This is a genomic window from Sorangium sp. So ce119 (genome assembly GCF_051524405.1).
Taxonomy (GTDB): domain Bacteria; phylum Myxococcota_A; class Polyangia; order Polyangiales; family Polyangiaceae; genus Sorangium; species Sorangium cellulosum_G.
This window is the reverse complement of the sequence record NZ_CP150310.1, coordinates 5,137,667-5,163,644: the sequence shown is the minus strand read 5'-3', so window position 1 is coordinate 5,163,644 and position 25,978 is coordinate 5,137,667. Positions and strand designations below refer to the sequence as shown.

The following is a 25,978-nucleotide window of genomic DNA, read 5'->3' as shown; positions in this document are numbered from 1 at the left end:
CGGGCCCCGGCGCGCGCGCATCTTGGCATCAAAGTTGATGAGGTTGCGGCTATAGTGCGCTGGATGGAGGTCGGGCCATGAAGCCGGATGCGCCCGAATCGGCCGCAGGCATCCCACGGATAGGTGAGGTCTTCGCGCAGAGATACCGCCTCGAGCGCAGCCTGGGTCGAGGCTCCATGGGCGCCGTCTTCGTCGCGGAGCACGTGTCGCTGCGCCAGCGCGTCGCGGTCAAGTTCCTCCTCCCGCGGGCCAAGGACTTCCCGGGCGCGAGCGCCCGCTTCCTGCGCGAGGCGCGCGCCGCCGCGGCGATCCGGAGCGAGCACGTCGCGCGCGTCATCGACGTGGGCACCGCCGAGATCGGCCTCCCGTACCTCGTCATGGAGTACCTGCGCGGGCGCGACCTCCAGCAGGTGCTCGACGCGCGCGGCCCGCTGCCCGTCTCCGAGGCGGTCGACTACGTGCTCCAGAGCTGCGAGGCCGTCGCCGAGGCGCACGCGCGCGGCATCGTCCACCGCGATCTGAAGCCGGGAAACCTGTTCCTCACGACGGGCGCGAGCGGCGTCCCCCTCGTCAAGGTGCTCGACTTCGGCCTCTCGAAGGCGGCCGACGACTCCGTCGAGGAGACCGGCAAGCTCACCGCGTCCGAGATGATGCTCGGCTCCCCCTGCTACATGTCGCCCGAGCAGGTGCGCAGCACGAAGGACGTCGACGCCCGCACCGACGTCTGGTCGCTCGGGATCATCCTCTACCAGCTCCTCACGGCGCGCTTCCCCTTCGACGCGCCCTCCATCTCGGCGCTGTTCGTGGCCATCGTCACCGAGCCGGCCACGCCGCCGCGGGTGCACCGGTGGGAGCTGCCCACCCACCTCGAGGACATCATCCTGGGCTGCCTCGAGAAGGACGTGCAACGGCGCGTCCAGAGCGTCGTCGAGCTGTCGCGCGCGCTCGCGCCCTACGGCACGGAGCACTCCGCGCGCGCCCTCGATCAGATCGAGGCGATCGCCGCGGGCAAGGCCTTCCCGTCGCTGCCGCCCCCGACGCCCCGGTACGACGCCGCCGCGGTCACCGTGCCCGCCGACGCGCTGGCCCTGAAGGGCGCCTCGTCGACCTGGCCGCACCCCGGCGCGGACGAGGAGGCCGGCGGGAGGGCGAGCCGCCGCGCCACCACGGTCGCCCCGCACGGCGGCGATCACGTGGTCACCATGCCCAGCCCGGGCACGTCGGTCGAGCACCTCCGGGGCCGCGACGCCGCGCGGGTCGAGCGCAGCTCCGTCCCGGTCTCCAGCGACGAGGGCCCCACGCTGACGATGGAGCGCGAGGACGGCCCCACGCTGACGATGGCCCGCGAGGACGGCCCCACGCTGACGATGGAGCGCGAGGACGGCCCCACGCTGACGATGGCGCGCGACGACGGTCCCACGCTGCCGCTGATGTACAGGCTGCTCGGGTCGTGGCAGGCATCCGAGGACGACGAGACCGGCGGGAGCATGCCCGTCGTCACCGAGCGCCGCCTCGGGCAGCAGAGCTCGATCATGCTGCGCAAGCGCCGCCGGGCGGTCGCGCGGATCGCCGCGGGCGCCCTCCTGACCGCCGTGGTCGCGGTCGGGGCGACGCTCTGGTCGCGCAGCGCAGCGAAGTCGCCGGCGGTCGTCCTGCACCCCAGCCCGGCCTCGCAGGCGCCTGCCCAGGCCTCGTCGCTCGCCCCCCTCGGCACGGCCGATCCCGCGCCGGGCACCCCGGCGCCCGCCCCCGCGGACCCCGGGCGCGCAGCCGTCCCGACGGCGTCGGCGCTGCCTCACGGTGCTGCGGCGGCCCCGGAGCACCGGCCAGCCGGCATGGCGCCCAGGGTGATGCGGCCCAGAGCGTTCCCCTCGGCGCACTCGGCGCACCCGATGTCCGCGCCGACCGGCAGCGGCGCGCGCCTGCCCAAGGCGCCGGCGCGCCCTGACAGCACGACGCCGATCCTCGGCGACAGGTAGACCTGCGCATGGCGAAGAAGAAGCTCTCGGCGCGCGCCGCCCGGCGCGCGGGCGACCGCGACGCAGAGAAGCTCACCCGGGACCTCGAGCGCCTCGCGCTGCTCGAGCCGGGCCACACCCCGGGGCGCGCGATCACGCTCGACGCGGCCTCGCAGGTCGAGGTGGCGGCGCGGTCGATCCCGTGCCCGCGCTGCCGCGGCGCCCTGCGCGTCGAGGACCACACGGCCGAGACGGTCGAGGGCGCCCGGCTGCGGGTCGCGAAGGTCGTCTGCAGCGCGTGCGGCGCAGGCCGGCGGCTCTACTTCCGGCTCGGCGGCCCCGCGCTCAACTGAGCCGCGCGCGAGGCGCCCCGCCCGACCGCGCCGCGCCCGCCCGGCGCCCCCGCGCCGCGTCAGTACCGCGGGACGCTCTCGTCGATGTGGATCGACCACGCGTCGATGCCGCCCTGCAGGGACGCGACGCGCCCGTGGCCGAGCTTCTCGAGGATCGCGGCGGCCGAGAGGCTCCGGACGCCGTGATGGCAGTACGCGACGATCAGCGCGCCCTCGCCGGGCGCGACCTCGTCCGCGCGCTCCGTGAGCTCGTTCAGCGGGATCAGCGCGCTGCCCGGCAGCGCGGCGATCTGGTGCTCGCCGGGCGTGCGCACGTCGAGGAGGTACACGGGCTCTCCTGCCTTCAGCTTCAGAAAGAGCTCTTTCACGGAAATCTGCTGGACCATGGCCTGCTCGCGACCTCACCCGCGACGACGCGGTAAAGACGTCTCCCTATCCAAAGATCCCCCCCGGAACAACCCACCTCACGCCCCCGTCCGCCCCCGGACGAGCGCCGCGACCACCCCCACGAGCTCCGCGGGATCCAGCGGCTTGGCCACGTGCGCCTGGTAGCCCGCGCCGAGCGCCCGCGCCCTGTCCTCGGCCCGCGCCAGCGCGCTCAGCGCCACGGCCGGCGTCGACCCGCCGCGCGCCGCGTCGAGGCCCCGTACCCGCCGGATGAGCTGGAAGCCGTCCTCGACCGGCATCCCGAGGTCGCTCACGAGGACGTCGGGCCGCTCCCGCTCCAGCGCGGCCAGCGCCTCGGCCGCCGACCCCGCCGTCGTGACGCGCGCCGCGCACTCCTCGAGTACGCGCTGCGCCACCTCGCGCGCGTCGGCCTGGTCGTCGACGACAAGCACCCGCACGCCGGTGAGCTCCGCGCCCGGGTAGTCGGCCAGCGCCTCGGCCCGCGGCTCGCCGGGCCGCTGCGTGTCGCCCGACACCTCGGCCGAGATGCCGGCGAGCGGCAGCCGCACCGTGAACGTCGCGCCCTGGCCCTCGCCCCGGCTCGCGACCGCCACCGTGCCGCCGTGCAGCTCGACCAGGTGCTTCACGATCGAGAGCCCGATGCCGAGCCCGCCGTACTGCCGCGTCGACGACGCGTCCGCCTGCCGGAAGCGCTCGAACAGGTGGGGGAGGAACTGCGGGGCGATGCCCGTGCCCGTGTCGGTCACCGACACCTCGACGAACGCGCCCGCGCGCCGCAGCGCGATGTCGATCCGCCCGCCCGTCGGCGTGAACTTCACGGCGTTGGACAGGAGGTTCCAGACGACCTGCTGGATGCGGGCCGGGTCGCCCCGCAGCGAGGTCGCCTCGGGGTCGACGCTCGAGGCGACCGTGATCGCCTTGGCCTCGGCCGCGAGCTTGATCGACTCGATCGCGCCCTGGATCACCGCCGGCAGGTCGACCTGCATGACGTCGAGCCGCAGCTTGCCGGAGACGATCCGGCTCATGTCGAGCAGCTCCGACACCATGTCGGACTGGAGCCGCGCGTTGCGCTCGATGACCTCGAGCCCCCGCGCGAGCGTCGGCGGCTCCTGCGCCCGGCTCCGCAGGATGCGCGCCCAGCCGAGGATCGCGTTGATGGGCGACCGCAGCTCGTGCGAGAGCGTCGCGACGAAGTCGTCCTTGACCCGGCTCACGCGCTCCGCCTCGTCGCGGGCGGCGCGCTCGCTCTCGAGCAGCTTCTGCCGCTCCTCCTCGGCCTGCCGCTCCGCGGTGACGTCCTCGCATATCCCCAGGAACGACTCCACCGCGCCGTCGGGCCCGAGCTCGGGGATGTAGCGCGTCCGGTACCTCCGCTCGCCGAGGGTGAACTCGATCCGCTGCTGCTTGCCCGTCGCCATCGCCTCGCGGCACGCGACGTCGCTGGCCTCGCAGATGTCCTCCGGGAGCCCTGTCTCGGCGCCCGTCCTGCCGATGTAGTGCTCGGGCGGCTCCCCCGTGACCGCCTCGATGGAGGACGTGGCGAACAGGCAGCGCATCTCCAGGTCGAGCCGGAAGATCACGTCGGGCGAGTTCGCCATCAGCAGCTCGAGCTGCCGCTCGCTCCGGCGGAGCACGGCCTCCAGGCGTTCGCGCTCGGCGATGACCCGCCGCGCCTCGTCGAGCGCGGCGCGGAGCCGGCGCTCGCTCTCGCGCAGCGCTTCTTCCGTCCGCTTGAGGCGGCTGATGTCCAGGCAGAGGCCGACCCAGCGCGTGAACTCGCCCCGCTCGTCGCGGACCGGCACGGCCCGGTTGAGGGCTTGGTGGACGGCGCCGTCGGTGCCGACGTACCGGACCTCCACCTCGAGCGGCTCACCCGTCCGCACGGCCTCCTCGAACAGCGTGAGCTTGTGCCGGTCGTCGGGGTGGACCGCGGTGATCCACCCGTACCCGGCGCATTGCTCCCGGGTCAGCCCCGTCATCCGGAGGTACGCCTCGCTGGCATAGAGGTTCCGGCCCTCGCGGTCGCTGATCCAGAGACCGTGATCGATGGAGTCCCCGATGGCGCGGAAGATGCGTTCGCCTTGCCGGAAAGCCTCCTCGGCTCGCCGGAGCGCCGTCACGTCGCGCGCGATCACGAAGCCGCCGTCCTCGAAGCGCCCCCCGGGCAGCAGACAGCCGCTCACCAGCATCTGGATCCGCGTGCCGTCGGGCAGCGCATACGCCCTCTCGAAGGGCGTGAACGTCCGCCGGCTCGACAGCAGCTCCGCGAGGGCGCGGCCGTCCCCGGCGCGCTCCTCCGGCAGCACGTCGGAGTCCCAGCGGACCCGGCCGGCCGCGAGATCCTCCCGGCTGCGGCCCACGAGCCGCAGATACGCGTCGTTCGCCTCGACGATCCGCCCGTCGGGCATCCAGAACCCCATCGGGGCCATGTTGCTGTAAAAGAGGTTCTGCAGCGTGGCCTCGCTCTCCACCAGCGCCCGCTCCGCCGCGAGCGCCCGCTCCTGCGCGCGCCCACGGTCGCTGATCTCCTCGATGAACACCACCGCGCGATAAGGCTGCTCCCGGGCGTCACGGACGAACACGCCCGTCACCTGGAGCCGGCGGGCGCTGCCGTCCTTGCAGCGACAGCGCATCTCGAAGGTGATCTCGTCCGCGCCGGCCTCGACCAGAGAGCGCCACGCGGCCGTCGCGCCTGTCCGGTCCTCCGGCAGCGCCAGGTCCGGCAGCCTCCTCTGCAGGAGCTCGCACTCGGAGTAGCCCAGCAGCCGGCAGAGCGCGCCGCTGACGCGCACGAGCCGCCCGGTCGCCGCGTCGATCAGCGCGCTCCCCTTGCCTGGCGCCCGCAGCGCCCAGGCCGGCTCTCCAGCGGTCTCCCCCATCCCTCGTCCGTCCCGGTATTCCGGCCGCCAGCGCGCTCACGTGCCTCCCCCGGACGTGTCGCGCGGCGTCCTCCCCTCGTTCGTCCGGCCACGCTATCACGATCGCGTGGCGGTGCGGGCTGCATGGCGGCCCGTTCGTTTTCCGGTTCAGCGGCTCCGGTTCGCCCTGAAATCCGTTCCGTCCGGGGGGCCGCGAGGGGCCCCTTCCTACGACCGGGACATCGCGGAGTTTGCTTGCATTTTCCTCCGGAACCAGGCTTGTGCAGGGGGCGCCCCCGGAGGGCGCCCTGAAGCCGCCATGGACCTAGCCGCCGCTCCGCTCTTCGCTCGCCTTCCGCCGTCGCCCCACGACTTCACCGCCGACGACCTCCTGAACGGCTTCCTCGACTACGTGGCCGAGCGGGGACTCGAGCTCTACCCGGCGCAGGAGGAGGCGATCCTCGAGATCTTCGGCGGCAAGAACGTGATCCTCAACACCCCGACCGGCTCGGGCAAGTCGCTCGTCGCGGCGGCCATGCACTTCAAGGCGATGGCCGAGGGGATGAAGTCCTACTACACGTGCCCGATCAAGGCGCTCGTCAGCGAGAAGTTCTTCTCGCTGTGCAACGACTTCGGGCCCGAGAACGTGGGCATGTTGACCGGCGACGCGTCGGTGAACCGCGACGCGCCGATCATCTGCTGCACCGCGGAGATCCTCGCGAACATCGCGCTCCGCGAGGGCGAGAAGGCGCTCTGCGACTACGTGATCATGGACGAGTTCCATTACTACTCGGACCGCGATCGCGGCGCGGCGTGGCAGATCCCGCTGCTCGCGCTGCCCCAGGCGAGGTTCCTGCTCATGAGCGCCACGCTCGGAGGCACCGAGTTCTTCCAGGAGGAGATCACGAAGCTGACCGGCGAGCAGACCGCCGTGATCAAGTCGACCGTGCGCCCGGTGCCGCTCGACTTCGAGTACCGCGAGACGCCGCTCCACGAGACCGTCGCGACCCTCGTGAAGACGGGCAAGGCGCCGATCTACATCGTGAGCTTCACCCAGCGGGCCTGCGCCGAGGAGGCGCAGAACCTGATGAGCCAGGATTACTGCACCAAGGAGGAGAAGCGCGCGATCACCGCCGCCCTCGCGGGGGTGAAATTTTCCAGCCCCTACGGTCGGGAGGTGCAGCGGTTCGTCAAGCACGGCATCGGGCTCCACCACGCGGGGCTGTTGCCGAAGTACCGGCTGCTGGTCGAGAAGCTGGCGCAGCAGGGGCACCTCAAGATCATCTGCGGCACGGACACGCTGGGCGTCGGGGTGAACATCCCGATCCGCACGGTGCTGTTCACGAAGCTCTGCAAGTTCGACGGCGAGAAGACGGCGATCCTGAGCGTGCGCGACTTCCAGCAGATCAGCGGCCGCGCGGGCAGGAAGGGCTACGACACGCAGGGGAGCGTGGTGGCGCAGGCGCCGGAGCACGTCATCGAGAACATGCGGCTCGAGGCGAAGGCGGGGAGCGACCCGGCGAAGCGGCGGAAGATCGTGAAGAAGAAGCCGCCGGAGAAGGGCTATGTGCCCTGGGACCGGCAGACGTTCGAGCGGCTGATCCAGTCGCCGCCCGAGCCGCTCGTGTCGCGGTTCCAGGTCACGCACGGCATGCTGGTCAACGTGCTCGGGCGCGAGGAGGGCGGGTGTCAGGCGCTGAAGCGGCTCATCCGCAGCACCCACGACCGGCCCGCGGTCCGGCGCCAGCACGGCAGGACAGCGATGCTCCTGTTCCGCTCCCTCGTGGAGGCGCGCATCATCGAGTTCGTCGCGGCGGACGACTCGCGCGACGGGCCGGGCAAGCGCATCCGCATCAACGCGGATCTCCAGGAGGATTTCTCCCTCAACCACGCGCTCTCGCTCTACGTGCTCGAGACGGTGGGCAAGCTGGATCCCGAGAGCGGCACGTATCCGCTCGATCTGCTGACGCTGGTCGAGTCGATCCTCGAGAACCCCGATCTCATCCTGCAAAAGCAGCTCGATCGCCTGAAGACCGAGAAGCTCGCGGAGCTCAAGGCGGCTTTCGTGGAGTACGAGCAGCGGATGGCGGAGCTCGAGAAGCTCGACTATCCGAAGCCGAACGCGGAGTTCATCTACGGCACGTTCAACGACTACGCGCGCCGGCACCCCTGGGTCGGGCAGGAGAACATCCGGCCGAAGGGCGTGGCGCGCGAGATGTACGAGCAGTACCTGTCGTTCGGCGAGTACATCCGGGAGTACAACCTGGAGCGGGCGGAGGGGCTCCTGCTCAGGTACGTCTCCGAGGTGTACAAGGCGCTGGTCCAGACCGTCCCCGACTACGCGAAGGACGCCGACACGGGCGACATGATCGCCTATTTCCGGGCGCTCATCCGCGGCGTGGACTCGAGCCTCCTCGACGAGTGGGAGAAGCTGCGCGACCCGTCGTACCGGCCGCGCGCCGGTGCCCCGGGCGGCCCCGTGGAGCCGGGCGCGTTCGACATCACGCGCAACGCGAAGGACTTCACGGTGCTCGTCCGCAACGAGCTGTTCTTCTTCCTGCGCGCGCTGTCCCGGCGCGACTACGAGGTGGCCGCCGAGATGGTGGAGGGCGAGGAGGCCCCCTGGACGGCGGACAAGCTGGACGAGGCGCTCCGCGGGTTCTACGCGGAGCACAGCGCGATCCGCACCGACCCGGCGGCCCGCAGCCCGAGCAACACGATCATCCACCCCGCCGAGGACGGCGGATCGTGGGTGGTGGAGCAGATCATCGCCGATCCCGAGGAGGACAACGACTGGATGCTCGACTGCAAGGTGGACCTCGAGCGCTCCCGCGGCGCGGGCCGGCCGGTCATCGTGCTCCGGCGGATCGCGAGCTGATCGCCGCGAGCGCGGGAGACGCGCTCGCGCAGAAGGCCGATCGCGGTTTGACATCCCCGCGGCGACGGGCGAGATCGCGGACATGCGAAGTCCGCTCTCCGCAACGTGGTTGTCGCTCGCGTCGCTGGTCCTCGCCTCGGTCGCCGGGTGCGCCCCGCCGGCCGGCTCACCGCCGGTGAAGGCGGGCGCGCCGGCCGCGCGCGCTGGCGACCAGCCGGGCGGGGGTGGCGCGGCGCCGGCGGCGGGCGACGCGGCGGGCAAGACGGCCATCGCGGGGCCGGAGGCGAGCCGGGTCACGTACGCGCACCTCGGCCGGCAACCGCCGCTCGGCGCGAAGCTGCCGAGGGCGATCCAGCACTCGCCCGACGGCAAGCTGGTCACCTACCTCCAGCGGCAGCCGGAGAGCCCGGAGCAGGCGCTCTTCGCCTTCGACACCGCGTCGCGGGCGGCGCGGCAGCTCGTCGCCTCGGGCGATCTGCTGAAGGAGACGAGGCCGCTCTCGCGCGAGGAGGAGCTGCGGCGCGAGCGACAGCGCATGTTCTCGAAGGGGATCACGGCGTACTCCTGGGCCAGGCGGGCGCCGGTGATGCTCATCCCCTTCGGCGGCGACCTCTTCCTGCGCGACCAGGGGGGCGCCATCGTGCGGCTCACCGACACGGCCGAGCCGGAGATCGACCCGAAGGTGTGCGACGGCGGCGAGCGCGTCGTGTTCGTCCGCGGGCGAGAGCTCTTCATGATCGACGTCGCCTCGCGCCGCGAGACCGCGCTGACCCGGGGGGCGCCAGAAGGGGTGTCGCGCGGACAGAGCGACTTCAACGGTCAGGAGGAGTTCGAGGAGCCGAGCGGATTCTGGATCTCCCCCGGCTGCGACAGGGTGGCTTATCTGGAGGTCGACGAGCGGGAGGTCGGGAAGGTGCCGATCTTCGGGGTCCGCGACGGCCAGGAAGATCTCATGATGCAGCGCTACCCGCGCGTGGGCGGCAAGAACCCCCGCGTCAAGGCGGGGATCCTCGATCTCGCGACGAAGCGGACGGCGTGGCTCCAGTGGAAAGGCGGCGAGCAGGAGCGCTACCTCGGCCGGTTCGCGTGGGCGCCCGACGGCAAGGCGCTCTGGTTCCAGACGCTGACGCGCGACCAGCAGCGCCTCGCGCTCCTGCGCGCGGACGCGCGCTCGGGCGCGGCCGCCGAGATCGTCGCCGAGACCTCGCCGACCTGGGTGGACTTCGGGCACATGCGCCTGCTCGAGCGCGCGCCGAGGTTCCTCTGGGCGACCGCCGCGAGCGGCCATACCCACATCACCGTGCGCGACGCAGGCTCGGGCGCGGAGCTCGCGAAGCTCACCGCGGGCGACTGGGACGTCACCTCGCTCGAGCCGCCGGACGAGGAGCGCGGCGAGGCGCGCTTCGTGGCCACCAAGGACGGCCCGACCGAGCGGCACCTGTACACCGTGCCGCTCGCGGGCGGCGAGGTGAAGCGGCTCACGTCGGATCCGGGGGTGCACCACGTCACCGTGGAGCCGGGGGGGCCGGGGTACGTGGACGTCCACTCGGCCCTGGGTCGCCCGTGGAAGGGCGCGGTGCGAGGGGCCGGCAACGCCGCGCTGGGTGAGCTGCCCGCGCCCGTGGATCCGGAGCTCGCCGAGCTCGGGCTGCGCGCCCCCGAGATCGTGAAGGTGCGCGCCGAGAGCGGCGACACGCTGTACGGCGCGCTGCTCCCGCCGCGGACGATCGAGCCCGGCCGCCGCTACCCGGTCGTGGTGATGGTGTACGGCGGGCCCGGCGTGCAGACGGTCTTCGACTCGTGGTCGCCGCGCCTGCTCTGGAATCACCTCGCGGACCGCGGGGTGGGGGTCTTCCAGCTCGACAACCGCGGCTCGGCCAACCGCGGGCGCGCGTTCGAGGCGCCCATCCACGGCCGGCTCGGCGAGGTCGAGCTGGCGGACCAGATCGCTGGGCTCGAGTTCCTGAAGACGCTGCCCTACGTCGACGCGGGGCGCGTCGGCATCCACGGCCACAGCTATGGCGGCACGATGGTTCTGCACGCGCTGCTCAGGGCGCCGGACCGGTTCCACGTGGGCGTGGCGGGGTCGCCGGGGAGCGACTTCCGGCTCTACGACACGGGCTACACGGAGCGTTACATGGGGCTGCTGGACAGGGCGGCCGCGCGGTACGAGGCGGCGGATCTCACGAAGCACGCGGCCAACCTGCGCGGCAAGCTGCTCCTCCTGCACGGGCTCATGGATGAGAACGTGCATATCGCGCACACGGCCAGGATGATCGAGGCGCTCATGGCCGCCGACAGGCGGTTCGACATGGTCGTGTTCCCGGGCGAGCGGCACGGCTACCGGTCGCCGGTGGCGAGCCGGTTCGCGAACCGCACCGTCGTGGAGTACCTGGTCGAGCACCTCTGACCGCCGCGCCCGCCGACCTGCGATCTCCGCCGCGCGACGGCCTGCGAATCGCATCTGCCCCGGTCGGAGGCATCCATGCAGAAGCTTGCACAGGGGAACAAGGACAAGGCCATCGACCTGCTCAACGAGCGGCTGACGTACGAGCGCGCGAGCGTCAGGCTGTACGACTCCATCGTGGAGAAGGTCGGCCGCTCGGCCGATCCGGGCCTGATGAACCTGCTCGGCCAGCTCCGGGAGTACAGGGACCAGGAGAAGGAGCACGAGGAGTGGCTCGAGGCGCGGATCCGCGAGCTCGGCGGGGACGCGCACGGGGAGACCGAGATGTCGCGGCTGATCACGATCGAGTCGCAGGGCATCCAGCAGGTGGTGCTCGACGGAGACCAGAACCCGGCCCACCTCTTCCACGCGCTGCTGACCGCGGAGCTCGTCGACAACGCCGGCTGGCAGCTCCTGCTCGAGCTCGCCGACGAGGCGGACGACGACGAGGCGAGGGCGTCGTTCAGGAAGCGCTTGCACGAGGAGGAGGACCACCTGCTCCTGACGCGCCAGGTCGTCGAGCGGCTCACGCGCACGGAGCTGCTCGGGTCGCCCGCCGAGGCCATGGCGGCGGCGAACCCGACGTGAGCCGCGGCCGGCGGGCGGCGCGCATCCGGATCAGCCCCGGCGGGCGGTCTTGCCGTCCTTCGCGGCGGGCGCCTTGCCGGGGCTCGCGGCGGGCGCCTTGCCGGGGCTCGCGGCGGGCGCCTTGCCGGGGCTCGCGGCGGCCTTGCTGGGGCTCGCGGCGGCCTTGCTGGGCTTCGCGGCGGCCTTACCGGGGCTCGCGGCGGGCGCCTTGCCGGGGCTCGCGGCGGCCGACCTGGCGGGCTTCGCCGCGGGCGCGACGGCCGGCTTCCGGGCGGCCCACAGCTTCTGGATCTGCGCGATCGCGTCGGGCGTCTTGCAGGCCGTCTCGCCGTGGTCGACCTCGACCCTGCCGATGCGCCGCGCGGCCGTGAGCGCCTTGCCGCGCAGCGGCTCGCTCCGCGCGCCGATGCAGATGAGCGCGCTGTTCATCGCCTCGCGGGCGCGGTTCTTCGCCCTGTGGATCGACGCCTCGATCGCCGCGAGCCGCTCCTCGAAGACGCTGTCGGGCAACGACGGGTCCTCGGCCGCGAGCGCGCCGGCGAGGGTCCAGCCCGCGCGGCCGATCCACTCGTCCTCCGAGGTGGTCCAGCGCTCCATCGCGCCGCGGGCGAACGGGGTCTTCAGGGCGACGTGCTTCACGAAGAGGTCGATGAGAAGCGGGGAGCGCAGGCGGTCGAGCCACGCGTCGAGCGTGTCCCGGGTGAAGCGCCCCGGATCGGCGATCGCCGCCGCCAGCGACATCGCGTCGGAGTTGCCCGTCGCCCAGAGCGCCTCGGCGAGCTCGTGGTCGCGCTTGATCCGCTTCGTGAGCGCGTTCATGTGGGCGAAGCTCACGCCGAAGAGCGGGTCGGTCGCGCCGTGGCGCCGGTAAACCCTCCGGTTCTGCTCGGTGCCGAGCCGCTCGAGCTCGCTCATCACCTCGGTGAAATCCATGGCCTCTAGCTAAGCATCTCGGCCATTACGCGCTCGCCCGAGATTTTTTCGCAGAGCTCTCCCGAGCCGTTGATGCGGCGCCGCGGGGGTCGCGCGCCCGGAGCAGGGTGGCCGCCCGTGTCGAAGCGGCGCGCCGTCGCGACAGGCGTCGCTCCGTGCTAGCGGTGTGCTCCGCGACGCGTTCGACCGCGATGACGGGGAGCGGTATTCTCCTCGAAGGAGCGACGCATGGCCTTTCAGAGCGACACCTCGTTGGTCCCGACCCCGCCGCCGGGGGAGGACGAGCTGCCGTACGATGACGGGGAGCCGATGGAGTCACAGCGGCATCGCAAGCAGATGTACCTCCTCATCGAGGTGCTGGAGCTGCTCTGGAAGGATCGCGACGATGTGTACGTCGGCGGGAACATGGCCATCTACTTCAGCGAGCTCCAGGCGAAGAAGAACGACTTCCGCGGGCCGGATGTCTTCGTGGTGCTCGACACGGTGAGGCGCGAGCGCAAGTCCTGGGTCGTCTGGCAGGAGGACGGCCGGACGCCCGACGTCGTGATCGAGCTGCTCTCGGAGAGCACCGAGAAGGTGGACCGCGCCGACAAGATGCGGATCTACGCCAAGCTCCTGCGCGTGCCCGAGTACTACCTCTTCGATCCGTTCACGGGCGTCCTCGAGGCCTACGCGCTCGAACTCGCCACGATGTCCTACGTGCCCGTCGCGCCCGGCGCGAACGGCGACGTGATGAGCCCGCGGCTGCACCTCGGGCTCGGCGTTCGCCGCGGCTCCTACAACGGCCTTGAGGCCGATTGGCTGCGCTGGCTCGACCCCGAAGGTCGTGCGCTGCCCACGGGTGACGAGCAGGCCCGCGCCGCGGAGGAGCAGGCCCGCGCCGCGGACGAGCAGGCCCGCGCCGCGGACGAGCAGGCCCGCGCCGCGGACGAGCGAGCGCGCTCGGCGGAGGACGAGGCGAAGCTGCTCGCGGCGCGGCTGGCCGAGTACGAGCAGCGGTTCGGCAAGCTGCCCGGCGGCGCGTCGAGCTAGCGCGCGTCGCGCTGGCCACGCCGAGCCGGGCCGCCCCCGTACCGGCCGGCGCTCACCCCTTCAGCCGCGGCGACGAACGCCTCGAGCTCCGGCCCACCGTGATGCCATCGTCGTTGCCCGTGCCGAGCAGCGCCCGGCGCACCAGGGCGCCCCGCTCCTCGGCCGCCCGGACCTTCTCCTCGAAGTGGGCCATCACGTGGAGCTGATTCCGCTCCTCCGCGCGCACCGCCATCCGGCGCGCCAGCGCCGCGGTGTCCTCGATCGTGCGGAGCGCGATCCAGAGCGCCGCCTCGAGCGCCTCCGCCTGGACGTTCTCCAGCCCCTCCGGGGTGTACCGATGGCCGACCTTGCACCGGAAGCTGAGGATCGCGCCGTCGCCGTTGCGGGTCAGGTTGCCTCCGCAGTCCGGACACGTGAACTCAATCTCGGGTGCCTCCACCTTCTCCCCCACCAGTCCATGGGGCGACTCCGCCTTCGCGGGAGCCTCTCCTGTCCTCTGATGCACCAGATCGACGAGCAGCGGCGGGAGGCGCGCCAGGGGGACGCAGTGATCCACAGGCACGTTGTCGAGCGCGCTCTGCGGCATCTCCGGGAACAGGGCGTCCGTCGGGTCCTGCACCACGGCGATGCCGCCGCGGCGCTTGATCTCCAGCAGGCCGGCGGTGCCGCAGTCGCGCATGCCGGAGAGCACCACGCCGACCACCCGCGCGCCGTACGCCTCGGCCGCGCTCCGGAACAGCGGATCGACCGCCGGCCTGTGGCCGTTCTCCTTCGCGGTGCGCGTGACGCGCACGACGCCCTCGTCGAGCATCAGGTGGTTGTCCACCGGCGCGATGTAGATGCGCCCGCGCTCGACCGGCTCGCCGTCGACCGCGGTCCCCACGGGCATCCGGGTCGTCCGCTCCAGGATCTGCGGGAGCACGCTCCGCGCCGTCGGCGGCAAGTGCAGGACCACGAACAGCGACGCCGGCAGATCCGAAGGCAGACCCCCGATGAGCGCGATCAGCACCTCCACGCCGCCTGCCGATGCCCCGATCGTGATGATGTCGTGTCCTGGCACAGTACGCCTCGTCGGAAGATGGGAGTGGGAGAGGAACGTCGCGCCCCGTCGCAGCGCCGCTCACGCAGCAGGGCGAATCACGCGATCCATCGTGGTCAGCAGCGTGTCCATGCTCGCCGGCTTCTGGATGACCGCCGCCGCCGAGAGCTGTGCCGCCGCCCTCCGGAGGTCGTCCGGCACGCGCGCCGAGAAGATCACGAGGGGCGGCCTCTGCGACACCCCCCGGAGCCGCTCGATCAGCTCCGACGTCGTCGCCCCCGTCACGTTCAGATCGAGCAGGGCCGCCCCGTAACGTCGCTCCGTGAGCGCCGCGATCGCCTGGTCCGCCGTGTGGGCGAGCTCCACCTCGTAGTCGGCCATCCCGAGCATTTCCAGCAGCATATCGCTCGAATCACGATCATCCTCGATCACGAGGATCCTCGTTCTGTCTGACATGGTGTCTCCTCCGGTGCTGCTCGCACGAGAGCAGCTTCGTCCCGGTGAATCAATCCTGCGCGCCTCCGTTCGCCCTCAGGGGGAGCCTGAGGGTGAACGTGGCGCCCTTACCCTCCGAGCTGCGCACGGAGATCTGTCCTCCATGCGCCTTGACGATCTCTCTACAGATGAAGAGCCCGAGGCCCATGCCGCCGGACGACGACCCTTTGGGACGCTCCACCTGGTAGAAGCTAGAGAACACGTTCGGCAGGTCGGCCGCGGGGATCCCCGGGCCGTAGTCCACCACGTCGAGCTCGGCGCTGCCGTCGGTCCGTCGCAGGCGCAAATCGATCCTGGTGGAGCCGTCCGCGTGCCGGAAGGCGTTGCCGAGCAGGTTCATGAGGACCTGCTCGAGGCGCGCGGGGTCGCCGTTCATCACCATCGGCTCCGTCGCGTCGGAGGGCAGGTCGAGGTGGATCTTCGGGGTCTGCGCGAGCGTCTGGGCGCTCTCCGCGACGTGCGTGACCAGCGGGACGAGCGCCACCTCCGAGAGCTTGAGCTCGAACTTCCCCGTCTGGATGCGGGTCGCGCTCACGAGGTCGTCGACCAGCCGATCGAGCCGCTCGCTCTGGGTGCGGGCGAGCGACGCGAAGCGGCGCAGGCGCGGGTCGCCGTCCGCGGGGAGGAGGCTGCTCAGCATGTCGAGGTAGCCGCGTAGCGGCACGAGCGGCGTGCGGAGCTCGTGGCTCGCCATGGCCATGAAGCGGTCCTGCAGCTTGCGGATGCTTCGCTCCGTGATGTCGCGGATGACGATCACGCCCCTCGCCACGGCGTCCGTGGCGGGCGCGTCGCTCACGCAGATGGGCTGGCCGGTGGCCTCGAAGTGCCGGATCGTGGCGCCGGGACCGGGGGCGGTGAACTCCATCTGGAAGCTCTCGCCGCGGGCGGCCCGCTGCTCCGGCGTGTCCTGGTGGAGCACCGGCCGGCCCTTCTCATCGTTCACCGTGAGCCCGCCTGCGCCGAACATCACCTGGTATGCGTCGTTCGTGAGCAGCGGCCGCCCCGCGCCGTCGACCACGAGGAGCCTCGGCGATCTCGGTGTGGAGGTTCGCCTCCCGGCCGATGCCTTCCTGGTTCGCCTTCCGGCGCTGCACGGTCTCGGTGATGTCCTCGACCACGACCAGCACGGCCTCGGCCTTGTCCGGCTCGACCTCGGGACGAGGCCCGTGGCAGGTGATCTGGAGGTACGACGGCTGGCCCACGGGCGTCGCCTCGACGGAGACGTCGAGCGGCTCCGGCGGTTCGCCCCGGAAGGCGGCGTCGATTGCGTCGAGCAGCTTGCGGTTCGGGACCGACTGCGCGAGGTGCACGAGATCCTGGCCGATCGCCGTGCCGTGGATGCCCAGCAGGCGCCGCGCCGCGACGTTGATCTCCAGGATGTCGTAGCGGTTGTCGACGAGCACGATCCCCACGCGGAAGGTCGAGAGCAGCACATCGACGGACATGCGGGCGCGCGGGAGCTCCTTGGCGCCGCGCAGGGACGGCATGATGGGGAGCTTGCCGCGGGGCGCGCGACGGGGCGGCGACGGGGCGGCGACGGACGAGGGGGGCACGAGGATGCGCTCCCCGCGGCGCACGTAGGTCTTGCAGTGCATGTCGTGCGGGACGAAGTACTCGCTGAGCGGGCTCGTGGTCTCGGCCTTGCCGAGCACGAGGTAGCCGCCTTCCCGCAGCGAGAAGGCGAAGAGGTGGAGGGTGCGGCGCTGGAGCTCGCTCGTGAAGTAGATGAGCACGTTGCGGCACAGCACGAGATCGAGGTGCGGGAACGGGGCGCGCTGGCCGAGGTCGTGCTCGCCGAAGACGGTGAGGTTGCGGATGCGCTTCTTCACCTGGTACTGGCCGTCGATCGCGACGAAGCAACGCTCGATGAGCTCGGGCGGCAGGTCCTCGACGATGGTCGCCCCGTAGATCCCGCGGCGGGCGAAGGCGACAGCCTCGGGGTCGAGGTCGGTCGAGAAGATGCGGACGTGGAAGCTGTCGAGCTCGTCGCCGAGCAGCTCGCTGATCAGGATGGCGAGGGAGTATGCCTCTTCTCCGGTGGCGCACCCGGCGGACCAGATCCGCAGCGATTTGTTGTCGGCCCGGGCGTGCTCGATGAGGGCGGGCAGGACCACGTCCCGGAGGTGCGCGAAGAGCTCCGGGTCGCGCATGAACTCGGTGACCTTGATGAGGAAGCTGTTGACCAGCCGCTGGTGCTCCTCGGGGTGGTCGGCGAGGTAGTGCACGTAGTCGTCGATGGTCTCGACGTTCGTGGCCGCCATCCTGCGCCGGAGCCTGCGCAGGATGGTGGCCTGCTTGTATTTCTTGAAGTCGATCCCGCTCCGCTCGCGCACGAGATCGAGGAGGGGCTGGAGACGATCGTCTTCCGGGGCGGGCTCGACGTACGAGCCTGACAGGAGGTCGTTAAGGATGCTCCCGATGCGGCCGAGGTCGGCCACGATGTCGACCGTGGTTGGGGCCAGCGACTCTGGCATGCCCCGGAACTTCGCGGTGTCGGGGTTCTCGATGATGACCGTACCGCCGCATTTCTTGACGTGGCGGGCGCCGGCGGTGCCGTCGGAGCCGTTGCCGGTCAGGACGACGGCGATGAGGTTCTCACCGAAGACCTCCGCCGCGGTGCGGAAGAGCGTGTCGACGGACGGCTTGGGCCGCGCGCCGTTCTCCGGAAGGAGCCGGAGCTCATGGTCGGTGATCTCCACGTCGCGGCCCGCGGGCACGACATAGACGACACCGTCGTCGAGTGGGGCGACCGCGGCGACGGTGCGGACAGGCAGCTCGCTACGGCGGCCCAGGACCTCGCCGAGGTGACTCGGTCGCCTTGGGTCGAGGTGCTGGGCGATCACGAGGGGCGCCGGAAAGGGGGCGCGCAGGGTCGCGACCAGCGTGCAGAGGGCCTCGATGCCGCCGGCGGAGCAGCCAACCACGACGAGCTGAGGTTTCGGGCGGGGTTCGGTCATGAAATGTCTCGTGCCGTATTCATGATACATGCCGGAGGGGGGCGATGCTGTGATATGCGCGACCCTACCCAGATTGGGGTTTGACCCGATGCGGGCGGCGCTGGCGGCGGCGAGCCGACCCCGGCGGCGGGCCGGCTGGACCCGACCCGGGTTGAGGTTGGCTGGGCCCGACTGGCTGGGCCCGACCGGGTTGAGGTTGCCGAGGTTGCCTGTTGAGGTCGGCGCGTGACCCGACCCGGGTTGAGCCTATTTGAGCCTAATTCGCGCGTTCGACTCAACCCGCGATGAGCCCGATGGTCGACCCAATCCGGTTTGCCCCCACATGCCCGGTTCGCCTGCCGGTACGAACAGGTCCGTTCAATCCACCCGCAGGCGGGGAGAGCCGACCCAGGTTGGGGAGACCCGGCCCGGGAGACCCTGACCCGGGAGGCCCGACCCAGGTTGGGGCGACAGGGGGAAAATCCGACCCCGGAGGGAAAAACCGACCCAGGTTGAGCAATGGGCGGCGGGAGACCCGACCCAGGTTGAGCGGAAACCCGACCCAGATTGGGAAACGCGGGGACCCCGCGCGACCGAGGTTGAGCTCGGTTCGGCTTGAGCTCGGCATGACCCGACCCAGGCGAGCGGCAATCCGACCCAGATTGCGGCAACCTCAGGTGGAGTCCGCTGGCGAACCGACCCGGGTGAGGGCTATTGTCGAGCCACCCGACCACGGTTGAGCCAATGATTGGTCAGACCAACTCGATCAGTGTCGGTGTCGACCCGAACCGGGGTGAGCCCAGAGCCTTCCCCTTGTCCGCCTCGCTGTAGCGAACCCGCGCAATGACTACCTCGTTGTGAGCACGACGTCGGCTACGCTGGTATGGTCACGTTGACGCCGTGGAATATGCGCATCCACCATGTTCCGGCCGGGAATAGGGCGCTGTGTACACCGGCACGCCATCGTTCGAGCGCCGCGCGGTACGAGGCGCGAAACGTCCGCACCGCGGTGGCTGCGGTTCTCCATGCGCCGCCCTGCTCACGGCCGACCGCGAATGTCGGATTGCGCTCACGTAGGGCCTCGAAGCTCGTGGCACGCTCGTACGGGGAGACGTTGCTGGCCTTCTCGACGCCCAGGAAGCGTAGCCCTTGCCGATGCACCTCGACATGTGCCCGCATTTCATGTCGCTCCAGTTCGGCCGCGACCGCACGGCGGAAGCCGTCCGCGCTGTCCTGCTGGATACCAGGCGGCAGCGCGAGCGGGAGCCCTGCTTGCTGCGGCCACTGCGGGTTCTCCGGATCGAAGTATGCGGAGGGACGGGCAGCGCGCAGCTCGCCGCGGCCGATTTCGCTTACATCCACCTTGGCGCCCGGCCATTCACGCGCGTGCCGGACCAGCCCCGCGGCCACAGGGTTCGCGAGGACGTAGGCGATCTTTTCGACCACCGCTGCGTGCGTCAGCAGCCGCACCACGCTGGTGGCTTCGTGGTCCCATACCGGCCCTTCCCACTTGCGGAGCACCTTCGTGCCGAGCGCGACGACACGATGGAAGAACTGCAGGAAGCGCGGCAGTACGCCATCCGGGTCGGTCACGACGAGGTGCAGGTGCGATGACATCGCGCAGAGCGCGTGGACCTCGATGCGGTAGCGTCGAGCCGAGACCGCGAGACCGTAGACCAAGAGCTGGGTTATGGCGGCGTCGGGGCGGAAGAGGAGGTGCCTGCGGAGGGCGCGACGGGTGATCAGGTAGGTCGCGCCGGGGGTGATATCTCGGGGCTGGCTCATGGCCGCTGGACATCAACAAAGGTCGTGCCGGGTTTCGTGGTGAATCATTTCGAGTACTTGGAGCGAGCCATGGGTGGCGGCCGCCAGGCGGTCCAACGATTCCGCCAGGTGTCCGCCGTCTGGGCTGCTGTCATTCGCCAGACCTGGGTCAGGTCGGATCCTCAACGAGGATCGGTCCCTCAACCCGGATCCTCGACCTGGGTCACTGTTCTTGTGGACCGACCCTGGATGTGACCGATCCTCAACCTGGATCGGGTGACCGATCCTCAACCTGGGTCGGGTGGTCTCAACCTGGGTCCGGGGCCGGCTGGCCGACCCTCAACCTGGGTCGGGTGGCCCCAACCTGGGTCGGGTGGCCCCAACCTGGGTCGGGTGGCCGCAACCTGGGTCGGGTGGCCGGTGACCGATCCTCAACCTGGATCGGGTGGCCCGGTGGCCAACCTGGATCCCGCAGCTCACGCGCTCCCCGGCTCAGCCCCCTCGCGCAGCCCTTCCGGCAGCCCCGACGCCACGGCGGCCCTGCACGCCTCCATCGAGGCGCGCAGCTCCTCCGGCGACCCACCCCGCGGATCGATGGGTGGGTGCACCACGACCCGGATCACCCCGGGCGCCGCGGCATACCGGCCCTTCGGCTGGAGCGCGCCCGCGCCGTCGATGGTCACTGGCAAGACGCGGGCGCCCGCGGCCGAGGCGGTGCGGAAGGCGCCCAGCCGGAAGGGCAGCAGCCGCCCCGTCGCGCTCCGCGTGCCCTCGGGGAAGAACACCGTCGACCACCGCTGCATCACGTTGCGCCGCGCCTCGCCGAGATCCGCGATCGCGCCGCGGGCGCGCCGCCGATCGACAGGCGTGTGGCCGTACAGGCGCATGCCCCAGCCGAGCACGGGCACGCGGAACAGCGCGCGCTTCGCCAGGAAGCGCATCGGCGTGCGCCCCTGCAGCACCACGAGGAGCGCGAGGATGTCGAGCGTGCTCTGGTGGTTCGCCGCGATCACGTAGCGCTCGCCCGGCCGCACGTGCTGGACGCCCTCGGCCTCGACCCGCACGCCGACCAGCCGGAGCGCCCCGCGCGCCCACACGACCGAGAGCCGATCGTGCATCCGCTGCCGGGGATCGAAGGGAAAGCAGAGCAGCCCGACAGGGAGCAGCACGACAAGGAACAGCATGGCCCAGAGGTGGGCGAGCGCTGTGCGCACGACCTCGACAGGACCGGCCCGCGCCGTGGCAGCGCTCGCGCCGCGCGCGTCACGTTCATCGCGCGCGTTGCGTTCATCGCGCGCGTCGCGCTGAACGAGGGGTCGCACCGATCACCATGGTACGATCCCGGAAGCCGCGCCAGGGCTCCTCCAGGACGGCGGGCGCAGCACACAGTCCACCAGCACCCTCGGAGGCCCGCGATGGCCCGCCGCGTCGACTTCTACTTCGATTACATCTCGGGCTACGCCTACTTCGCCTGGCTGCGGATCCAGGAGATCTGCGACCGCCGCGGCGTCGCGCTCGACATCCACCCGGTGCTCTTCGCCGGCCTCCTCGAGCGCTGGGGCCAGCTCGGGCCCGCCGAGATCCCGCCGAAGCGCGAGTGGGCCTACAAGGACGCCTTCCGCCACGCACGGCTCCACGGCATCGAGCTCTCCTGTCCGAAGGTCCACCCCTTCAACCCGCTGCTCGCCCTGCGGCTGTCGCTGCCCGAGGTCGCCGGCGCAGCGCAGCGCAGGGTGGTCTCGGCCATCTTCCGGGCCGGCTGGGGGCAGGGCATCGACCTCGGCTCGCCCGAGGAGCTCGCGGGCGCGCTCGAGCGCGAGGGGCTCGACAGCGCCGCGCTCATCGAGCAGGCCTCGGCGCAGGCCGCCAAGGAGGCGCTCCGGCAGGGCACGGAGCGCGCCGTCGGCAGGGGCGTGTTCGGGGTGCCGACGACCTTCGTGGACGACGAGCTCTTCTGGGGGAGCGACCGCATGGAGTACATCGAGCTCGCGCTCGACGGGCGCGACCCGCTCGACCACGCCCGCGTGCGCGAGGCGCTCGCCCGCCCCAGGGGAGCCGACAGGCGCAAGGTGCGCCCCGGCGGCGACGGCTGAGCGCCGGCGCGCCGCGGTCGCCCACGCGACGCCCCCGGCTGACCCGCGGCGCCTCGCACGGCACGCGCCACGCCTCCCGCCGCCGTCACTTCGCGACCGGCGGCGCCTCCGGCCCGTCGAAGCGCGGGACGAAGCCCTCGACGGAGGCGAGCGTCTCCAGCAACGTCACGTGGCGCAAGCGCGGGATCGCCACGATCGTCGGCGCGCCGATCTCCTCCTCCGGAATCGCGAGCGTCGCCGCCTCCGCGAGCCCCGCCATGGTCGCGGCGACGATCTGCGTCGTGCCCAGGCTGCTCGGCGCCACCGACCGGAGCTCGCGCGGCAGCCCCGTCCAGTACTCCCGCGGGGAGCCGCCGAACGCCGCCTCGGCCGGGGGCCGCGGCCAGAACGTCGGGTCCTTGAGGCCGAGCTCCTCGACGAGCACCGCGCGCTCGGACCGGACGTCGCGCGCCCCCTCCTCGTCGCCGAGCAGGTCGAACGCCTCGGCGCAGCGCTCGAGCGCCATGACGAGCTGCGTCCGGTTGCCCGAGGCGCGGATGAACTCGAGCGTCTCCAGGCCGTACGCCCTGAGCTCGCCGGCGTCGCCGCCCTGGAGCGCCAGCACGTGCATCCGGCCCACCCGGCCGAGGCTCACCGCGTACGCGTCGCCCGTCCCGGCCGACCCGATCTCGAGCGCCCGCTCGTAGGCGGCGAGCGCCTCGGTGAGGTGGCCCTGCACGAAGAGCACGTCGCCCAGGTACCCCTCGGCCCAGCCGCGCCCCATGCCGATGCCCAGCACGCCGCTGAGGTTGCACGCGTTCGCGATCAGCACCCGCGCCCGCGCGAGGTGCCCCACGTGGAACTGGTGCCGGCCCGCGTACATCGTGCCGACGTACAGGTAGAGCCCGCTCAGGCCGTGCTCCTCGGCGTACGAGAGGAGCTGCGCGGTCGACCGGACGCCGAGATCCCAGTCGAACCGGCCCTCGGCGAGCACCGCGTAGTAGAACCACGTGCCGAGCAGCCGCACCGGGTCGCGCAGGCGCTCGGCCAGGCGCGCGGCGTCCGCGGCGCTCTGCTCGGCCTCGGCGTAGTGGCCCGACTGGCTCAGCGCCACGCAGAGGATGCCGCGCGAGTGGCAGAGCTCGACGTACTCGCCCGCCGCCTCGGCGAGCTCGCAGCCGCGGCGGAGCGGCTCGGTCGCCGGGCCGACCTTGCCGGCCGCGCACAGCGCGCGCCCGAGGATGTTCGCGGGCAGGCACTGGTACGGGCGCAGCTCGGGGCTCGCCCCGATCGCCTGGAGCGCCTTGCGGCTGTGCGCCACCGCGTCCGCGAACTCGCCCCGCACGTAGTGCACGCGCGACAGCGCGCTGGAGAGCGCCGCCGTGACGAGCGGCGTCTCCGGCAGCGCGCCCTGCGTGCGGCGCAGCAGATCGAGCGGCTCCGCCGTGCTGCCGAGCAGGCACGCCACGCGCGCGAGCTCGTGCGCGCACCGGGCCCTGAGCTCGACGCGCGCCGGCTCGAGCGGCAGCCGCTCGAGCAGCGCGAGCGCCTGCTTGAGCCGCCGGCTCGCGCCGTGCGGATCCTGGAGGCGGTCGGCCTCGCTCGCCGCGAGCAGGTACGTCGACGCGGCGCGATCGAGATCGCCGGCGCGCTCGATGTGGTGCGCGAGCGTCCCCGGATCGCCGCCGCGCAGCTCGATGCGCCGCGCGATGCGCCGGTGGACCTCGCCGCGATCCTCGGGCGGCACCCGGGCGGCGAGCTGCTCGCGCGCCGCGTCGTGGGAGAACGACGTGAGGCGCCCGTCCTCGCTCAGGCAGACGTGGTGCGCGGCGGCCTCGCGCAGGGCGCCGTCGACCTCCGCCGGGTCGAACAGGCCGAGCTCGACAAGGTCGTCGCGCTGGAACTGCCGGCCGATCAGCGCGGCGACGCCGAGGACCCGGACCGTCGTGGGATCGAGCGCCTCGATGCTGCGCGCGAGCACGTCCGACACCGACGCGGGCGCGCGGTAGTGCGCGTCGGCCCGGGAGAGCTCGAGCGCGCCGCTCCGGCCGCGGTGCAGGAAGCCCTCGGTCTCCATGTTGCGGACGACCTGGATGTTGAAGAGCGGGTTGCCGGCGGCGAGCAGCGGGACGCGGCGCACGAGCTCCTGCACGAGCTCGTCCCCCGCGCCGCGGCCCAGCGCCGAGAGCAGCGCCCGGTTCGCGTCGGGCGGGAGCGGGCCGAGGTCGAGCCGCTCGACGCCCTTCCACGCGAGCCACCCCGCCGTTCGCGGCGTCATCGGCGACGAGCCGGGCGGCCCTGGCGACGCCGACGCGAGGCGCGGCCCGGACGAGCCGGGCGGACCTTGCGATGCCGACGCGCCGCGCAGCGCGGACGAGCCCGGCGGCGGCAGCGAGCTGCGCCCGCCGGGGAACGGCGGCCGGGCGGTCGCGAGCAGGAGGACCGGCATCTCGCCGAGCTGATCCGAGAGCCGCAGGAGCACCTCGTGCGTCGCCTCGTCGGCCCAGTGCACGTCCTCGATCGCGAAGACGACGGGGATCTCCTCGGAGATCGCGCCGAGCAGCCGCTGGATCAGATCGGCGATCCAGCGCGTGCCCCCCGGGCCGATGGCGCCGCCCTGGTCGGCGAGCCCGACCGCGCGGATGAGCTCCGGGACGAGCCCCTGGAGCAGGGCCGCGTCCTCGGCGACCACGAGGCTGACCAGCCGGCGGATGCGCGCCGCGCGGGTGTCGCTGTGCCGCTCCAGCCAGAGCGCGATCTGCGTCAGCGCCTCGCGGAGCGCGGAGTAGGGGACGAGCCCGGAGAGCTCCCGGCACCGACCGTAAGCGACGATCGCCGCGCCCGCCTGCTCCGCGCTCCGCAGCAGCTCGGCGACGAGGCGGCTCTTGCCGACGCCCGCGTCGCCGACCACCACGGCCGGCCGCGGCTCGCCGCGCACCGCGGTCTGGAGGAGCTCCACGAGCCGATTGAGCTCCTGCTCGCGGCCGATGAACGGCGCGTCGTCGAGCGCCTCGGGCGAGGAGGCCTCGCGCTCGTGCGGGCCGTCGTCGGACGGCTGCGCCGGCTGCGCGGGCGAGGCGCCGTGGAGCGTGACGTAATAGAGCTCCTTGAGCCGCGCGCAGAGCCGGGCCGCGCTCGAGAAGCGCCGCGCGGGGTCGCGCTCCATGAGCTCCTCCACGAGCGCGACGACCGGGGCCGGCGTCTCCGGCGCCACCTGGGAGAGCGGCACGAGCGCGCCGTAGATCTTCTGGTTGATGATGGCGTTGACCGTGCCGCCCGAGAACGGGAGCCGGCCGGCGAGCAGCTCGTAGAGCATGACGCCGACCGCGTAGAGGTCCATCCGGGGGCTCGGGCGGCCGAGCGCGCCCTGCTTCAGGCACTCGGGCGCCAGGTAGGCGATGGTCCCCGCGTTGACGCGCGTGTGCTCGGGCTGGAAGCTCACCGTGAGCGTGGCCAGGCCGAAATCGAGGATCTTGAGCCGGGGCTCGTACGGATCGGTGAGGACGATGTTGCTCGGCTTGAGGTCGAGGTGCAGCACGTTGAGCGCGTGGCAGTGGGCGAGCGCCTCGGCCACGCGGCGCGCGATGCGCAGGGCCTCGATCGTGTCGAGCGAGCCCATCCGCGCGAGGTACCGGTCGAGCGTCTCGCCCCGGACGAGCTCCATCGCGAGGTAGAGGCCGACGCCGTCGAGGACGCCGTACGAGCTGAGCTTGACGAGCGACGGGTGGCGCAGCCGGAGCAGCGCCTCGATCTCGTTCTGCTGGGCGAAGAGCTGCCCGACGTTCTGGGCGCTCACGTCCTTGAAGATCTTGATGGCGGCGTCGTTTCCGGCCTCGTCGTGGCCGCGGAACACGGCGCCGAAGCCGCCCTCGCCGAGCGGCTCGTCGATCGTGTACTCGCCGATCCTGGCGCCGCGCTCGATCAAGGGACCGCCGACCATCGCTCCTGCCCTTCCGAGGTCTCCGTCATCACCTGCAGAGGCATCATGATACTCCGGACGCGGCGCCGTGCCGGGCGCAATGGCCCCTTCCGAGGCGCGTCATCGACGCCGGCCTCCCGGAGGCGTAGCGCGCATCAACGACCCTCGCCGCGACTCGCTTCGCTGGACAGGAAACATGGTTGTTACACGGGCGCTGGCGGGTCCGGTGCCTGTCCGGACGTCCGCACGTCCATGTCATGGAGAAAAGGTGAGCTCCCATCCAGAACGGCGCTTTGCGC

General features: G+C 71.9%; 16 protein-coding genes and 1 pseudogene. 7 read left to right on the top strand and 10 right to left on the bottom strand.

Translation table 11 applies throughout. The annotated features are described in order from the left end of the window. Positions 1-77 precede the first annotated feature (77 nt). Both WME76_RS19360 and WME76_RS19355 read left to right on the top strand, forming a co-directional pair. The gene (locus tag WME76_RS19360; RefSeq protein WP_437961566.1) at positions 78-1,979 is read left to right on the top strand and encodes a protein kinase domain-containing protein; all 1,902 of its coding nucleotides are present in this window, start codon (positions 78-80) and stop codon (positions 1,977-1,979) included. Positions 1,980-1,987: 8 nt separating this feature from the next. After that, positions 1,988-2,311, top strand: a complete 324-nt coding sequence (locus WME76_RS19355; protein ID WP_437961565.1) for a hypothetical protein — start codon at positions 1,988-1,990, stop codon at positions 2,309-2,311. A gap of 59 nt (positions 2,312-2,370) precedes the next feature. Here the strand turns inward: WME76_RS19355 and WME76_RS19350 are convergent, their stop codons facing one another. Together WME76_RS19350 and WME76_RS19345 are read right to left on the bottom strand one after the other, a co-directional pair. Beyond that, complete coding sequence (locus WME76_RS19350; protein WP_437961564.1) at positions 2,371-2,679, bottom strand: rhodanese-like domain-containing protein; 309 nt, start codon at positions 2,677-2,679, stop codon at positions 2,371-2,373. Between the two features lie 96 nt (positions 2,680-2,775). Continuing rightward, complete coding sequence (locus WME76_RS19345) at positions 2,776-5,598, bottom strand: PAS domain-containing hybrid sensor histidine kinase/response regulator (protein ID WP_437961563.1); 2,823 nt, start codon at positions 5,596-5,598, stop codon at positions 2,776-2,778. 298 nt (positions 5,599-5,896) lie between these two features. Here WME76_RS19345 and WME76_RS19340 point away from each other — a divergent pair, with 298 nt between their 5' ends. The 3 genes from WME76_RS19340 (at position 5,897) to WME76_RS19330 (ending at position 11,489) form a co-directional block, all read left to right on the top strand. Continuing rightward, on the top strand, positions 5,897-8,455 hold the full coding sequence (locus tag WME76_RS19340) for a DEAD/DEAH box helicase (RefSeq protein WP_437961562.1): 2,559 nt from the start codon (positions 5,897-5,899) through the stop codon (positions 8,453-8,455). 82 nt (positions 8,456-8,537) lie between these two features. Next, complete coding sequence (locus tag WME76_RS19335) at positions 8,538-10,865, top strand: alpha/beta fold hydrolase (RefSeq protein ID WP_437961561.1); 2,328 nt, start codon at positions 8,538-8,540, stop codon at positions 10,863-10,865. Between the two features lie 75 nt (positions 10,866-10,940). Beyond that, on the top strand, positions 10,941-11,489 hold the full coding sequence (locus WME76_RS19330; RefSeq protein ID WP_437961560.1) for a ferritin-like domain-containing protein: 549 nt from the start codon (positions 10,941-10,943) through the stop codon (positions 11,487-11,489). A 282-nt stretch (positions 11,490-11,771) separates the two neighbouring features. Here the strand turns inward: WME76_RS19330 and WME76_RS19325 are convergent. Next, a pseudogene (locus tag WME76_RS19325) lies at positions 11,772-12,422 on the bottom strand (DNA alkylation repair protein); the annotation flags it as partial. A 228-nt stretch (positions 12,423-12,650) separates the two neighbouring features. Here WME76_RS19325 and WME76_RS19320 point away from each other — a divergent pair. Further along, positions 12,651-13,454, top strand: coding sequence for a Uma2 family endonuclease (locus tag WME76_RS19320; protein WP_437961559.1), 804 nt, complete (start codon positions 12,651-12,653; stop codon positions 13,452-13,454). A gap of 52 nt (positions 13,455-13,506) precedes the next feature. Here WME76_RS19320 and WME76_RS19315 read toward each other — a convergent pair whose 3' ends face one another. The 6 genes from WME76_RS19315 to WME76_RS19290 all read right to left on the bottom strand — a co-directional run bounded on the left by WME76_RS19315 (position 13,507) and on the right by WME76_RS19290 (position 21,010). Further along, positions 13,507-14,514: a chemotaxis protein CheB gene (locus WME76_RS19315; protein WP_437961558.1), complete on the bottom strand. Its 1,008-nt coding sequence runs from the start codon at positions 14,512-14,514 to the stop codon at positions 13,507-13,509. Between the two features lie 60 nt (positions 14,515-14,574). Continuing rightward, positions 14,575-14,949 carry a response regulator gene (locus WME76_RS19310; RefSeq protein ID WP_437961557.1) on the bottom strand — a complete coding sequence of 125 codons (375 nt, stop codon included), beginning with the start codon at positions 14,947-14,949 and terminating at the stop codon, positions 14,575-14,577. 49 nt (positions 14,950-14,998) lie between these two features. Beyond that, a complete protein-coding gene (locus WME76_RS19305) occupies positions 14,999-16,006 on the bottom strand; it encodes an ATP-binding protein (protein ID WP_437961556.1) in 1,008 nt (335 codons plus the stop codon). Next, positions 15,921-17,945, bottom strand: coding sequence for a CheR family methyltransferase (locus tag WME76_RS19300; RefSeq protein WP_437961555.1), 2,025 nt, complete (start codon positions 17,943-17,945; stop codon positions 15,921-15,923). The genes WME76_RS19305 and WME76_RS19300 overlap by 86 nt, the downstream gene beginning before the upstream one ends. Positions 17,946-18,797: 852 nt before the next feature. After that, complete coding sequence (locus WME76_RS19295) at positions 18,798-19,709, bottom strand: transposase (RefSeq protein WP_437961554.1); 912 nt, start codon at positions 19,707-19,709, stop codon at positions 18,798-18,800. Between the two features lie 455 nt (positions 19,710-20,164). Continuing rightward, entirely contained in the window at positions 20,165-21,010 is an 846-nt protein-coding gene (locus WME76_RS19290; protein ID WP_437961553.1) for a lysophospholipid acyltransferase family protein, read from the bottom strand. Positions 21,011-21,103: 93 nt separating this feature from the next. Here WME76_RS19290 and WME76_RS19285 point away from each other — a divergent pair, with 93 nt between their 5' ends. Next, a complete protein-coding gene (locus WME76_RS19285; RefSeq protein ID WP_437961552.1) occupies positions 21,104-21,781 on the top strand; it encodes a 2-hydroxychromene-2-carboxylate isomerase in 678 nt (225 codons plus the stop codon). A gap of 85 nt (positions 21,782-21,866) precedes the next feature. Here the strand turns inward: WME76_RS19285 and WME76_RS19280 are convergent, their stop codons facing one another. Then, the gene (locus WME76_RS19280) at positions 21,867-25,700 is read right to left on the bottom strand and encodes a protein kinase domain-containing protein (protein WP_437961551.1); all 3,834 of its coding nucleotides are present in this window, start codon (positions 25,698-25,700) and stop codon (positions 21,867-21,869) included. Positions 25,701-25,978: the final 278 nt, after the last annotated feature.